Annotated in this window: 11 protein-coding genes and 1 pseudogene; 6 read left to right on the forward strand and 6 right to left on the reverse strand. The window is 66.1% G+C overall.

What is annotated here, in order from left to right:
• Positions 1 to 124 precede the first annotated feature (124 nt).
• Positions 125 to 385, reverse strand: a pseudogene (locus ACS5PV_RS29160) (LysR family transcriptional regulator); the annotation flags it as partial.
• Between the two features lie 91 nt (positions 386 to 476).
• Between ACS5PV_RS29160 and ACS5PV_RS29165 the strand changes: the two are divergent.
• A complete protein-coding gene (locus tag ACS5PV_RS29165) occupies positions 477 to 1,310 on the forward strand; it encodes an SDR family oxidoreductase (RefSeq protein WP_455398831.1) in 834 nt (277 codons plus the stop codon).
• 847 nt (positions 1,311 to 2,157) lie between these two features.
• On the opposite strand, the gene ACS5PV_RS29170 is transcribed toward ACS5PV_RS29165, so the two are convergent.
• The 5 genes from ACS5PV_RS29170 to ACS5PV_RS29190 all read right to left on the reverse strand — a co-directional run bounded on the left by ACS5PV_RS29170 (position 2,158) and on the right by ACS5PV_RS29190 (position 7,371).
• Positions 2,158 to 3,018, reverse strand: a complete 861-nt coding sequence (locus ACS5PV_RS29170; RefSeq protein ID WP_455398893.1) for a sugar phosphate isomerase/epimerase family protein — start codon at positions 3,016 to 3,018, stop codon at positions 2,158 to 2,160.
• 2 nt (positions 3,019 to 3,020) lie between these two features.
• Positions 3,021 to 3,872: a carbohydrate ABC transporter permease gene (locus tag ACS5PV_RS29175; protein ID WP_455398832.1), complete on the reverse strand. Its 852-nt coding sequence runs from the start codon at positions 3,870 to 3,872 to the stop codon at positions 3,021 to 3,023.
• Positions 3,872 to 4,816, reverse strand: a complete 945-nt coding sequence (locus ACS5PV_RS29180; RefSeq protein WP_455398833.1) for a carbohydrate ABC transporter permease — start codon at positions 4,814 to 4,816, stop codon at positions 3,872 to 3,874. The genes ACS5PV_RS29175 and ACS5PV_RS29180 overlap by 1 nt, the downstream gene beginning before the upstream one ends.
• Complete coding sequence (locus tag ACS5PV_RS29185) at positions 4,813 to 6,090, reverse strand: ABC transporter substrate-binding protein (protein ID WP_455398834.1); 1,278 nt, start codon at positions 6,088 to 6,090, stop codon at positions 4,813 to 4,815. Before ACS5PV_RS29185 ends, ACS5PV_RS29180 begins: the two co-directional genes overlap by 4 nt.
• A 111-nt stretch (positions 6,091 to 6,201) precedes the next feature.
• Complete coding sequence (locus ACS5PV_RS29190; RefSeq protein ID WP_455398835.1) at positions 6,202 to 7,371, reverse strand: ABC transporter ATP-binding protein; 1,170 nt, start codon at positions 7,369 to 7,371, stop codon at positions 6,202 to 6,204.
• 69 nt (positions 7,372 to 7,440) lie between these two features.
• Here ACS5PV_RS29190 and ACS5PV_RS29195 point away from each other — a divergent pair, with 69 nt between their 5' ends.
• From ACS5PV_RS29195 to ACS5PV_RS29215, 5 genes are all read left to right on the forward strand, one after another.
• The gene (locus ACS5PV_RS29195) at positions 7,441 to 7,929 is read left to right on the forward strand and encodes a MaoC family dehydratase (RefSeq protein ID WP_455398836.1); all 489 of its coding nucleotides are present in this window, start codon (positions 7,441 to 7,443) and stop codon (positions 7,927 to 7,929) included.
• Between the two features lie 58 nt (positions 7,930 to 7,987).
• Positions 7,988 to 8,683, forward strand: coding sequence for a TetR/AcrR family transcriptional regulator (locus ACS5PV_RS29200; protein ID WP_455398837.1), 696 nt, complete (start codon positions 7,988 to 7,990; stop codon positions 8,681 to 8,683).
• A gap of 70 nt (positions 8,684 to 8,753) precedes the next feature.
• Positions 8,754 to 10,376 (forward strand): acyl CoA:acetate/3-ketoacid CoA transferase, encoded by a 1,623-nt coding sequence (locus ACS5PV_RS29205; RefSeq protein WP_455398838.1) that lies wholly within the window; start codon positions 8,754 to 8,756, stop codon positions 10,374 to 10,376.
• Complete coding sequence (locus tag ACS5PV_RS29210; protein ID WP_455398839.1) at positions 10,373 to 11,563, forward strand: dihydrodipicolinate synthase family protein; 1,191 nt, start codon at positions 10,373 to 10,375, stop codon at positions 11,561 to 11,563. The genes ACS5PV_RS29205 and ACS5PV_RS29210 overlap by 4 nt, the downstream gene beginning before the upstream one ends.
• A complete protein-coding gene (locus ACS5PV_RS29215; protein WP_455398840.1) occupies positions 11,553 to 12,419 on the forward strand; it encodes a shikimate dehydrogenase family protein in 867 nt (288 codons plus the stop codon). The genes ACS5PV_RS29210 and ACS5PV_RS29215 overlap by 11 nt, the downstream gene beginning before the upstream one ends.
• The last annotated feature ends 535 nt before the right edge of the window (positions 12,420 to 12,954 follow it).

Consider the following 12,954-nt stretch of genomic DNA (forward strand, 5'->3'; position numbering starts at 1 on the left):
TCGCGCCGATCGGCAACGTCCCTCCCGCCGAGGCCGAAGCGCGCTATCATACCCACGTCGGCGACCAAGCCCTGGCCGCCTGAACCCAAGACAAACAGCCTCCGAAAAACCCGGAGCGGTTCACATCGATCTCGGCCAGCGCGCTGTGGAGATCGTGCAGGATCGGCCGCAGGCGCTCGACCAGGCGCTCGCCGGCCTGGGTCGGCGAGACACTGCGTGTGGTTCGATTGAGCAGGCGCGTGCCAAGCCGCGCCTCCAGGCCGCTCATCATGTGGCTCAGGGTCGACGGCGCCACTTCCAGCTCGTCGGCGGCCTTCCGGAAGCTCCTGTGCGTCGCAATCGCGGCGAGCGCCCTCAGCTCGGTCAGTGACGGCAGATCATTCATGGCCAAACACCACCAGACCATACCGCAATGCACCGCTTATCGCCAGCAGTGAGGAAGGCTAATTCGTGCCGACACACGCTGGAGGCGAAAAATGGTTCGGACATGGCTCATCACAGGCGTGACCAGTGGCTTTGGTCGCGAGATGGCGGAGCGGCTGCTCGCACGTGGGGAGCGCGTGGCGGGCACCGTGCGGCGCCCGGACATGGTCGCCGACCTGACGGCCCGATACGGCACGCGCTTCTGGACCGCACGGCTCGATCTGACGGACACCGACGCGATCGCCGAGGTGGTGAATCGTGCCTTCCACGACCTCGGTCGGATCGACGTAGTCGTGAACAATGCCGGCTACGGCCAGTTCGGGGCGGTCGAAGGTCTGAGCGATGAGCAGATTGCGCGCCAGATCAAGACCAATCTGGTTGGGCCGATCCACGTCGTCAGGACGGCCTTGCCGCATCTGCGCCGACAAGGCGGCGGACGCCTGATAGCGATGTCGACCTATGGCGGCCAGGCCACTCACCCGGGCGCCTCCCTCTATCACGCGAGCAAGTGGGGGTTGGAGGGGTTCTTCGATTCGATCGCGGCCGAGGTTGCCTCGCTCGGCATCGGAGTGACGATCGTCGAACCCGGTGCCGCACGCACCGCCTTCCGGGCGGCGGCCGGAACGCTGCTCGGCGCGGACGTGGAGGCGTACCGGAGCACGCCGATCGGCGCGCTGCGCACGATGCTCTCGACTCCAGCCGCCGCGAGGGGTGACGTGGCCAAGATGGTTCAAGTCATCGTCGACAGCGTGGACATCGACCCGGCACCGAGGCGAATCGCGCTTGGCGGCGATGCCTACGCGATGATCGAGAAAGCGCTTACCGAGCGCTTGGCCGCCCTGCGGGCGCAGAAGACCATCGCCTTGTCGACCGATGCGACGCCGTGAGTCGATCCTTCGCCGGAAGTCCGAGCAAGGCAGGAGAGGATGTTACGCGGCCTGTAAAGGCGACATGCCGAGGTGATCGTTGGGGCCGCAGGAATCTATCGAGCCGAGAGCGGCAAGACTTCAGCCACCGTCGGCCTCCCCGGCCGGAGGACCTATTCGGCGATGCACGAAGGGAGTGCTCTCGCCGTCGACGTCCACGCTGATAGTGATCTAGCTGGTGATTACGGCGAAGGGAAAATGGCGGCTATATGAGACCGGGGCCATAGACGATTGAGGGTGGCTGGCGGGGCCTGTCGAGACGGCGGTCCTGGATGGCAGCGCTGCCGACCATCCTCACGCCGCTCGAACCAGCCTCGAGTGACGCCTTTGACATGAGACCACAGCGTGACAGCTGGTGTCATGACAGCATGTCGTGAAAATCAAATGTCCGGAAATTTCGAAGAACCGGACATTTGAAGTTGACTCAAGGAGGGGCCGCATTGGGTCAACAGTTCGCTTGTCTGGTGTTTGGCCGTGCGCCATCGGGGCCGTCATCGGACTGGGGTCAGGATGCCCCAGGACCGCCGCGACGGTTCAGATGCATCCCTGGAAAGGGGGATGCGTGAAAGGGGCTGTGCGACGCTCCCGGCGTGACTTTGCACTGGTCGCCCTCCCCTACCCCAGCACGCGGTGTCACACTGGTGTCGCCGCTCGTGCGACCCTCTCACAAGGCTCCCTGCAGTATTTTCTTCCCCGCTGGGCGACATCGGACTTGCTCGCCTGTAACGTTGGCCGCAAAGGTCGCCGCTCATCCTGTGGCAACATCAACGTACATTAATGAATCAATTTCTATGACTGGAGCGCCGATTCAACAAGCGGTGGATACACGTTCGACGCATCGACTCAGTATGGTTTCCGGGTCCCACCGCCAGATCTCTTCAGAGAAAATCTCAATTTCGATCATGCCGTTGAAATCAGCTTCCTCAACTGCCGACCTCAACGCTTTCAAGTCGATAACCCCGTCCCCCATCAAGCCGCGATCCAGGAGCATATCGCGCGTTGGGACAAGCCAGTCGCATACGTGGAATGCCAGCAGGCGACCGGAGGCAGCCCGGATCTCCTGTGAGACCCGCCAGTCCCACCAAACGTGATAAGCATCCACGGCGACGCCAAGACCGCCGATACCGTGCCTATCCAACCTCTCACAAAGGGCCATTGCCTCAGCAAGACTCGTGAGGCAGGAGCGATCACCCGCGTACATCGGGTGCAAAGGTTCAAGCGCGAGAGGCACACCGACCGATCGTGCATGCTCCAAGAGATCGGCCACTCCGCCCTCGACCTGTCGTCGCGCATCGGCGAGGTCGCGCGAGCCGGCCGGAAGACCGCCGACGACGAGGACGAAGCACGCCGATCCGAGCGCGGCCGCATCCTCGATCGCCTGCCGGTTCTCTCGAAGGGCTTGCTGCCTCTCGGCCCGGCTCGCTCCGGTCAAGTAGGTGCTGCGGCAATAGCCGCTCACGGAAAGGCCCGCATCGCGGATCTGCCGCGCGACCGTCCGAACGTCGTGCCCCTCGAGATCGCGTCGCCAGGGCGAGATGCCGCCAAAGCCGTGCTTGGCGACGCGCTCGATAACGGTGCCGATCGGTTCCGCGTGCCCGAGGGTCGCAGTATTGATGGAGCAGTCGGCTGCCGTGAGCGACCGCTGCGCCGACTGGGTTGCTGGCGTCATGCTCACGACTTCACCGCTCCCACGGTCAAGCCGGCCACGAAGTGCTTCTGCATGAGGAAGAACAAGGCAACCGGCGGTATCGCAGCCAGGATCGCACCGGCTGAGATCAGGTTCCATGCCGTCAGCCACTCTCCCTTCAAGCCGGCGAGACCGAGCGTCAAAGGCTTGGCCGCGTCGCTCTGCACGAGGACCAATGCCCAGAAATAGTCGTTCCAGACGAAGGTGAAGAGCAGGACTGACAGGCCCGCGAGGGCCGGCCGCAGCAGCGGCACGATGATCTTGGTGATGATCTGGAACTCGTTCGCGCCCTCCAGCCGCGCGGACTCGAACAATTCGTCGGGAAGGGCGACGATGAAATTGCGCATGAACAGCGTCGCGAAGCCGGTCTGGAACGCCGTATGGAAGAGGATCAGACCCCACACCGTGTCGTAGGCGCCGAGGTGCAGGACGAGATCGCGCACCGGGATCATCAGGATCTGATACGGCACAAAATTGCCCGCGATGAACATCGCGAACAGCGCGGTGCGACCAGGGAACCGGTACTTGGCTAGCGCGACCGCCGCCATCGTACTGAGCACTAGGACCGACGCGACAGTGACACAGGTCACGATCAGGCTGTTGATGAAGAAGATTCCCATCGGCGAGGTCGTGAACACCTCGCGAACGTTCGCGGAGAGCGAGAACGCCGTCGGCAGGCCCCAGTAGTTGCCGGCGAGCAGGTCGCTCTGCGAGCGTATCGCCGTCATCATGATGGCGATGAGCGGCGCCATCCAGACAACGAGCACGGCGTAGAGCAGCACCCGGTAGGCGGCCTGCGTCGGCGCGGGGGCGAGTTGGATCGGGGTCGGATACATCAGCGCTCCCGAGCCTCCTGCTTCAGGGAGTGGCGGAGAAAGACGGCGATGTAGACGCTCATGATGGCGAACAGGACCGTGGCGATTGCCGCGCCGTAGCCGGCGCGATAGCTGAAGATGGTCGCGTCGAACATCTGGTAGGCGAGCACGGTCGAGCTTCCGTAAGGCCCTCCCTGCGTCATGACCGCGATCATGTCGAAGTTCCTCAGGGACATGATGATCGTGATGATCGTCGCCACGAAGGCGACGGGCCGGAGCTGGGGAAGGACGATGTGCCGGAACAGCGACCAGCGTTCGGCGCCGTCCAGGCGGGCCGCGGCGATCATCTCGCCGTCGAGTTGCGACAGCCCTGCGAGGAACAGCACCAGGCAGAAGGCCACCTGCGCCCACAGTGCGGCCGCGATGATGCCGAAGGTGACGAAGGCCTCGTTCGACAGGATCGCCGGCGCCGGCAAGCCGATCGCCCTGAAGGCGATCGCCAGGATGCCGAAGCTCGGATCGTAGAACCATGTGAAGACGACGCCGATGATGACATGCGCGAGCACCAACGGCATGAAGAAGAGCGACTTGATCAGCCGCATCTCGGCGAGGTTCTGGTTCAGGAACAGCGCGAGGGCGAGTCCGATCACCGGTGCGAGCAGGAAAAGAACCAACCAGATCACGTTGTTCTTCAGGGAAACGTAGAATTGCGGGTCGTGGAAAAGCTCGCTGTAATTGCCCAAGCCGACCCACTTCGCCGGACCCGTGCCGTCCCAGTCGTAGAGGCTGATCGCGATGCTCTGCACGATCGGCCCGATGATCAGCAGCAGGAAGAGGCCGAGCGGCAGGGCGAGCAGGAGGGTGGGCGTGAGCCAGTCACCGCCCGCGGCCTCCCGTTGCCGGGCCTGGACCGGCAGCCGAACCTTGCGGGCGATCGACTGAATGGCGTTCGATCGGATGCTCATTTGAAGATCCGCGCCCGGGCCGCTTCGAGCCGTTGCAGGATGGCGTCGGACCGATCGGGATTGGCGAGGAATTCCTGGAAGCCCTTCATGCCGATCTGCGCCATCTCCGGATCGGTGTCCCGATCGTAGAACTGCGACGAGCCCTTCGCGGCCTTCGCTAGCTCGACCTGCGACGCCGAGAACGGATCGTCCAGCGTAACGTCCGTGCGGGCCGGCAGCACGGCGCCAGCCTTGGCGAAGGCCGCGATGTTGTCAGGCTGCGCCAGGAAGGCGAGGAACTGGCGGGCGAGCGCCTTGTTCTTGGCTCCGCTCGGGATGGCAACACCGTTGACGGACAGTTCCTCGTAGTTCGGCACCGCGGGATTGACGGTGGGGAACGGGAAGAAGCCGATCTTGTCGTGCAGCTCGGCGGGAAGCGAGGTCAGGACGTAGGGCCCGAGCAGGTACATCGCCGCCCGGCCCTGGGACAGCAGCGGGATCGCCTCCTGCCAGCCGTAGGAGCTTGCATTCTCCAGGAAATAGCCCTTCGTCACCGGCTCGGCCCAGAGCGAGAAGACCTTCTTGACGCGCGGATCGGTGTAGGACTCCTTCCCGTCCATGAGCCGCATGTGGAAATCGAGCCCGTTCTCGCGCAGGTCGAGATAGTCGAACCAGAGATCGTTCGCCCACAGGTCACGCGTGCCGATCGTGAACGGGATGAGGCCGGCCGCCTTCAGCTTGGCGGCAGCGGCCATAAGATCGGCCCACGTCTTGGGCGGTTCGACGCCGGCTTTTTTGAAGAGCTCCTTATTGTAGTAGAACCCCCAGGTCGTGAAGTTCGTCGGCATCATCATGCGCTTGTCGCCGTCCGATACGGCGGCGAGAAACGGCTTCATCGGCTCGTCGAGCTTCTGCTCGGCGAAGAACCCGGTCAGGTCCTCGAACAAATTGCGCTTGGTGAAGGTGCGCATGCGGGCGCCCGTGAACCAGAAGGCGACATCCGGCGGCGTCGTGACCAGGAAGTTCCGGATCGACGTCTTGTAGGATTCGACGTCGCTGAAATTGATTGCGACCTTGACGCCGGGATTCTTGGCCTCGAACTCGGACGCAATCTTCGTCATTGCCGCCTTCTGGCCGGCGCCGCTGCGATCCGTGTTGATCGTCAACGTCTGAGACTGCGCCGAGGCGGAGTGGCTGCCCACCAGGCCGATGGCCGCGGTCAGCGCGAGGGCTGCCGCCGCTCGGCACAGCCGGCGGCCTGCACCGCGCCGTGTCTCGAACCACTCGCCGGTCATCGTTCCATCCCCTGAGATTTGGTTGCGGCGCGAGGACGGACCGGGTTCCGGACCAGCACTCGCCTGCCTCTGTCACGAACGCTAAACTTACTTGTCGATAAGTCAACAGACCTATCCCGGGAACGCTCCGAGGCGCCGTCCGTTCTCGGCGTCGAACAGGTGGACGAGGGCGGGATCGGCGGTGATGCCGATCCGCTCGCCCGGGCCGGCGCCGATTCGCTCGCGGAACACGCAGGCGATGTCTCGCGCGACCTCGTTGGCGATGTCCTTGGCGCCGCCGCCCGGCGGGCGCACCAGCACCATCGTCTCGGAGCCGGTCGGCTCCACCACCGCCACTTCCACCGGCACGCCGCCCTCGGCCAGGCGCACGTGCTCCGGCCGCAGGCCGTACACCGCCGGCATGCCGTCGGCGGGGCGCGCCCCGCGGGTCGGCAGCGGCAGGGTCAGGCCGCTGTCAGTGCGGAAGGTGTCATCCGCCACCTTGCCCTTCAGGAAGTTCATCGCCGGCGAGCCGATGAAGCCGGCCACGAACATGTTGTCGGGCCGGTCGTACAGTTCGAGCGGCGCGCCGACCTGCTCGACCACGCCGTCATGCATCACCACGATCTTGTCGGCCATGGTCATGGCCTCGATCTGGTCGTGGGTGACGTAGACCGTGGTGGTGCGCAGCCGCTGGTGCAGCTCCTTGATCTCGGCCCGCATCGCCACGCGCAGCTTGGCGTCGAGGTTCGACAGCGGCTCGTCGAACAGGAATACCTGGGGATCGCGCACGATCGCCCGCCCCATCGCGACGCGCTGGCGCTGGCCGCCCGACAGCTGGCGCGGGTAGCGGTCGAGGAGCTTCTCGAGGCCGAGGATCGCGGCGGCGCGGCCGACCCGGCTCTCGATCTCCTCCTTGGCGGCCTTCCTCAGCTTGAGAGAGAAGGCCATGTTGTCCTTCACCGTCATGTGCGGGTAGAGCGCGTAGTTCTGGAACACCATGGCGATGTCGCGCTCCTTGGGCGGCACCGCGTTGACGACGCGCGAGCCGATCCGGATCTCGCCCGCCGTGATGTTCTCAAGCCCCGCGATCATGCGCAGCAGGGTCGATTTCCCGCAGCCCGACGGACCGACCAGGATCACGAACTCCCCATCCTGAATGTCGATCGAGACGCCGCGGATGATCGGCGTCGCGCCGTACGATTTGCGGACCCCAACGATGCCGACCGTGGCCAAGCGCGCCTCCCTGATGGACGGACGAAGCCGTCCGTTTGTTCGTCGCCCCGTTTGGGGTGTTGCCACCTAAATAGGCGTTGACGCACACGAACGTCAACGCTCTAATTACTGATCGGCAAGTAAGGGAGAGGTGCCATGGACGCGACATTCGAGGGCGGCGCGGGACGCCGGCTCGCACCGGGCGAGTACGGTTACGACGACCTGGCGCAGGGCGATTGGTACGAGACCGCCGGCGTGACGGTCACGGAGGCACACGTGGTCGGCTTCGCCGGCCTCTCGGGCGACCTGTTCGACGTGCACATGGACGACGAGTTCGCCCGGCGCGAAGGCTTTCCCGGGCGGATCGCGCACGGCCTTCTCGGCCTGTCGCTTGCGGACGGCTTGAAGACGCGCTCGCCCGTCCGCCTCCTCGGTGTCGCCACGCTGAGCTGGAACTGGTCGTTCCGGGCCCCCCTCCTCATCGGCGACCGGATGTCCGTCCGGATCGCCGTGGCTGCCGTGCGGGCCACGAAGCGGCCGGAGCGCGGGATCGCCACCCTGGCAATGCGGATCGTCAAGCAGAACGGCGACACCGTGCAGGAGGGCGAGTCGATGCTGTTGATGTCACGTCGCGCCCTCGCTTGACCACCCTTCGGCATCGCCGCAAGTCTCCGGTCGGATCGATGGCAACCCGGGGGAAGCGATGCCGTCCACACCCAAGGTGCGAGCGCCGCTCGCCCGCACCGGCATGCGCGACAAGATCAAGAAGGTCGCGACGGAACTGCTGATCAAGCACGGATTCCACGGGATGAGTTTCCGTGACGTTGCCGAGCGCTGCGACATCACGACGACCAACATCCACTATCATTTCGGCAGCAAGCAGCAGCTGGTGGAGGAAATCGTCGCCGACTACGTCGAGGAGACCGGGGCTCGTCACCGAGCCATCTGGCTCGACGAGAACCGGTCGCTGCCGGACAAGCTGCGCAGCGTCGTGGCGTACAATCACGAGCGCTATCGCCGGTTCAACCGGGGAAAGGTGAGCGGGCGCCCTTGGAGCCTGATCGGCCGCCTTCGCCTCGACAGCGACGTGCTCAGCCCCGCCGCCCGGGCTAGCCTCGCGTCGTTCACCATCACCGTCCACGCGGCCATCGACCAAGCTTTCGCTCACGCGGCCGCCACGGGCGAACTCGTGAAGGACGCGCCGCGGGAGGACCTTGCCCTGCTCGTGGTCAACCTCGTCAACAGCTCGTCCGTCTTCACCCAGGATGCCGGCAGCTTCGAGCGGCTGGAGCAGTTCTTCGGGGCCTTCGAGCGCGTGATGCTCGACCTCTACCTCGTGAAGCCGACGGCGCCGACCGCCCCACGATCGTTCCAGGCGAGCGCCCCCGCGCCGACCTGACGCCGGCATGCTTGACTTATTAGTAAGTAAGGGTACCACTGGAGCGGATTGGTTGCGGACGGAAATTCCAGTGAAGGTCATCACGGCAAGCCAGGCCGCCGCGCTCGTTCGCGACGGGGACACGGTACTCATCGGCGGTTCGGGCTCGGGTCACGCCGTCCCGGAAGGGCTGATCGAGGCGGTCGAGCGGCGCTTCCTCGCGGAGCGCGCGCCGCGCGACATCACCTCGATCCATCCGGTCGGTCTCGGGGATCGCGGCGAGCGCGGCGCCTCGCGCTTCGCGCATCCGGGCCTCCTCAAGCGGATCGTGTGCGGCACCATCGTCGACGCCCCCTCGGTCGCCGCCATGGCCGCCCGCAACGAGATCGAAGCCTACACGCTGCCGCAGGGCGCGCTGTCCCAGCTCACCCGCGAGATCGCGGCCGGACGGCCGGGGCTCATCACGCATGTCGGGCTGCACACCTTCGTCGATCCCCGGCAGGCCGGCGGCCGGCAGAGCGCCCGGTCGACGGAGGACCTCGTCGAGCTCGTCGAAATGAAGGGCCGCGAGTGGCTCTACTACAAGCCGTTCCACGTCGACGTCGCGTTCCTGCGCGGCACGACGGCGGACGAGGACGGCAACATCTCGATGGAGCACGAAGCCATCTTCGGCGACATGCTGTCGATGGCGCAGGCGACGCGGGCTTGCGGCGGCCTCGTGATCGTCCAGGTCAAGCGGCTCGCGCGCCGCGGCACCCTGCCGGGCAAGGCCGTCAAGGTCCCAGGCATGCTCGTCGACGCCGTCGTCGTCGTGCCCGATCAGGCCCAGACCTACCAGACCTCGTACGATCCGAGCTTCGCGGGGGAGGTGCGCATCCCCCTCGACTCGTTTCCGAGCCTGCCGCTCGACGAGCGCAAGATCGTGGCTCGCCGCGCGGCGATGGAGCTCGCGCCCGGCGCGATCTGCAACATCGGCTCCGGGATCTGTACCGGCATCGGCCTGGTCGCGGCCGAGGAGGGAATCCTCGACGCCATCGTGCTCACCAACGAGCAGGGGCTGATCGGCGGTGCCCCGGCGAGCGGGCTCGACGCCGGCGCCGGGCGCAACTACTGGGCGATGATCGACCAGCCCTACCAGTTCGACTTCTACGACGGCGGCGGGCTCGACATCGCGTTCCTCTCCGCCGTCGAGGTCGATCCACAGGGCAGCGTGAACATCAGCCGGTTCGCGGGCCGGGTCGTCGGCATCGGCGGCTTCGTCAACATCAGTCAGAACGCCCGCAAGATGGTGTTCGGCGGCACGTTGACGGCGGGCGGCCTGAAGGTCGCGGCCGACGACGGGCGCCTCGTGATCGTCCAGGAGGGCAAGCACCGCAAGTTCGTCCCTGAGCTGGAGCAGGTCTCCTATAACGGCCGCTATGCGCGCGAGCGCGGCCAGACGACGATGTTCGTGACCGAACGAGCGGTGTTCCAGACGGGCGAACGTGGGCTGGAACTCATCGAGATCGCACCGGGCATGGATCTCGAACGGGATGTTCTCGGCCAGATGAACTTCCGGCCTCATGTCGCGGACGATCTCCGGACGATGGACGCGCGGCTGTTTAGGCCCGGACCGATGGGACTCGCCGCGACGCTCGCGGGCCGCACACGCGCGCCGCATCCGCGGCTGTCGCCGGAGGGCGGGGTCCCGGCAGGAACGGGAGCGGGCCGATGAGCATGGTGAGCAACGCCGTGGACGCGCCGACGGTTCTGCTGCCCCGTCCGGATCGCAGCGTCGAGGCCTACCGACTCTCGGGGCGCCCCGTCGCGCCGGTCCCGCCGCCCCGCGCGTTCAACCGCGTCGTGTACGCGGCGGCCCACGTGGTAGTTGATCCCCTCGCCGAGACAGATCCCTTCAACCGATCGCAGATCGACTGGGAGCGCACGCTCGCGTTCCGCGCATCCCTGTGGGACCTCGGGCTCGGGGTCGCGGAGGCGATGGATACCGCGCAGCGCGGCATGGGGCTCGGCTGGCCGGACGCGCTCGCGCTCATCCGGCGCTCCGCCGAGCTCGCCCGGTCGCGCCCGGACGCCCGCCTCGCCTCCGGCTGCGGCACCGATCAGCTCGCGGTGCAGGATGTCCGCTCGCTCGACGACGTCGTGCGGGCCTACGAGGAGCAGGCCGAGGCGATCGAGGGCGCCGGCAGCCAGCTGATCGTCATGGCGTCGCGCGCGCTGGTCCGCGTCGCCCGCGGTCCCGACGATTACGCCGCGGTCTACGAGCGGCTGCTGCGGCAGGCCCGCGCACCCGTCGTGCTGCATTGGCTCGGGCCGATGTTCGACCCGGCGCTGGCCGGCTACTGGGGGCATGACGCCGTCGACGACGCGATGCAAGTCGCGCTGGACGTCATCGGCACGCATGCCGACAAGGTCGACGGCATCAAGATCTCGCTGCTCGACAAGGACAAGGAAATCGCCATGCGCCGCCGGCTTCCGGCGGGGGTCCGCATGTATACGGGCGACGATTTCAACTACCCCGAACTTATCGCGGGCGACGCCGAGGGCCATTCGGACGCGCTGCTCGGCGCCTTCGCGGCGATCGCGCCGGTCGCGTCCTCCGCCTTCGTCCGGCTCGCCGAGGGGGACCGCTCGCGGTTCCTCGCGCAGCTCGCGCCGACGCTGCCGCTCGCGCGGCACATCTTCCGCAGCCCGACCCAGTACTACAAGACCGGCATCGTCTTCCTCGCCTACCTAAACGGTCACCAGGACCATTTCACCATGCTCGGGGCGCAGGAAGGTGCGCGCTCGACCCTCCACCTCGCCGAGGCGTTCCGCCTGGCCGACCGGGCGGGTCTGCTGCTCGACCCGGCACAGGCCGCAGCCCGGATGAGCGCGATCATGGCGGTCCGCGGTGTCGCCTGAACGCGTCGTGCCGGCGGCGCCCGGCCTGCCATTGCCCCTCACGGGCGAGACGCGCCTCTTCGCGATCCTGGGCGATCCGATCGCGCAGGCCGGATCGCCGGCGCTGTTCAATGCCGAGTTCCGCCGCCGCGGCGTACCCTGCGTGCTCGTTCCGATGCGGGTACCGCCTGCGGACCTGGAGACGGCGTTCAAAGGGTTGTGGACCGTCGCCAACCTCGACGGGCTCGTCCTCACCGTGCCGCACAAGATCGATGTTCTGCGGTTCGTCGACGAACTCGGGCCGACGGCGCGTCGCATGGGGGCCGTCAACGCCGTCCGCCGCCTGCCCGACGGCCGGCTTCTCGGTGAGAACTTCGATGGCGCCGGCTTCGTCGGCGGGCTGCACGGGCGCGGCTTCACGATCGCCGGCCGTTCCATCCTGATCGTCGGGTGCGGCGGCGCCGGCACCGCCATCGCGTTTGCCGTCGCCGAGCAGCGTCCTGGCGCCCTGCACCTTTTCGACGTCGATCCCGTCCGCGCAGCGGATCTGGCCCGACGCATCGGTGAGAGTCACCCAGACCTGCCCATCCATGCCGATGACCGCGACCCGGCCGGCATGGACATGGTGGTCAACTGTACGTCGCTCGGCATGAAGTCCGGAGATGCTTTTCCGGTCGAGCTAGATCGAATGGACAGCCGGACCGTCGCCGTCGATATCGTGCTCAAGCCGGAAGTGACGCCCTTCCTGGCGCGCGCGGCTGCCCGCGGCTGCGCGACGCATTCCGGATCCCATATGCTGGCCGCGCAAGTCGGCGCGATCTGCGACTTCTTCGGGCTCGATTCCATCTCTATTGCCGACGAGATTCGAGATACGTAGTCACACTCGACACTCTTGACGCCGCTCGACCGCCAGCAGGCTGCTACCGGAAGTTGAAATTGTCGTGCTGGTCCTGGGATGCTCCAGGGCCGACGAGGCAGTACAGCAGCATGCATGAAGCAGGGTCTTCTTGAGCGCGCTGTACGGCGCTCCTGGCGCATCAGTGCCGGGCGCCCTCCCCTCGGCGGGTCATACCGGCGCTCCGACGCCCTTTGATGCTGCTCGCTGCGGGCCCTCGACATCTCTGTGCGTTCGCGGCTCATGGTAGCAGCATAGCCCTGGAAGGCTCTGCTGCTGTCGCCCAGGTCGATCAGCACAGCAGCTGAAGGATGTCCTGGCTCGCCAGGAACAGCGACGGACCGCCATAACCTCAAAGAGCTTCATAGACGCTTATCTATCACTAGCATCAAGGCAAAGACATTTTTCGAATGAACGGAAGCACCTCAGATTGTTGTTGAGGAATACTCTCCAATACTCCGTGTCGGTTATGCGTCAATTGCAGACTTGCCGTCAGGGTCGTCCGAACGGCAACTCG

It is taken from the genome of Methylobacterium sp. Gmos1 (genome assembly GCF_053764715.1).

Excerpts from the sequence above, each read along its gene's own strand:
- ACS5PV_RS29210 (WP_455398839.1), top strand. The coding sequence starts at position 10,373 with ATGAGCATGGTGAGCAACGCCGTGGACGCGCCGACGGTTCTGCTGCCC.
- ACS5PV_RS29195 (WP_455398836.1), top strand. The coding sequence starts at position 7,441 with ATGGACGCGACATTCGAGGGCGGCGCGGGACGCCGGCTCGCACCGGGC.
- ACS5PV_RS29165 (WP_455398831.1), top strand. The coding sequence starts at position 477 with ATGGTTCGGACATGGCTCATCACAGGCGTGACCAGTGGCTTTGGTCGC.
- ACS5PV_RS29170 (WP_455398893.1), bottom strand. The coding sequence starts at position 3,018 with ATGACGCCAGCAACCCAGTCGGCGCAGCGGTCGCTCACGGCAGCCGAC.
- ACS5PV_RS29185 (WP_455398834.1), bottom strand. The coding sequence starts at position 6,090 with ATGACCGGCGAGTGGTTCGAGACACGGCGCGGTGCAGGCCGCCGGCTG.
- ACS5PV_RS29175 (WP_455398832.1), bottom strand. The coding sequence starts at position 3,872 with ATGTATCCGACCCCGATCCAACTCGCCCCCGCGCCGACGCAGGCCGCC.
- ACS5PV_RS29200 (WP_455398837.1), top strand. The coding sequence starts at position 7,988 with ATGCCGTCCACACCCAAGGTGCGAGCGCCGCTCGCCCGCACCGGCATG.
- ACS5PV_RS29180 (WP_455398833.1), bottom strand. The coding sequence starts at position 4,816 with ATGAGCATCCGATCGAACGCCATTCAGTCGATCGCCCGCAAGGTTCGG.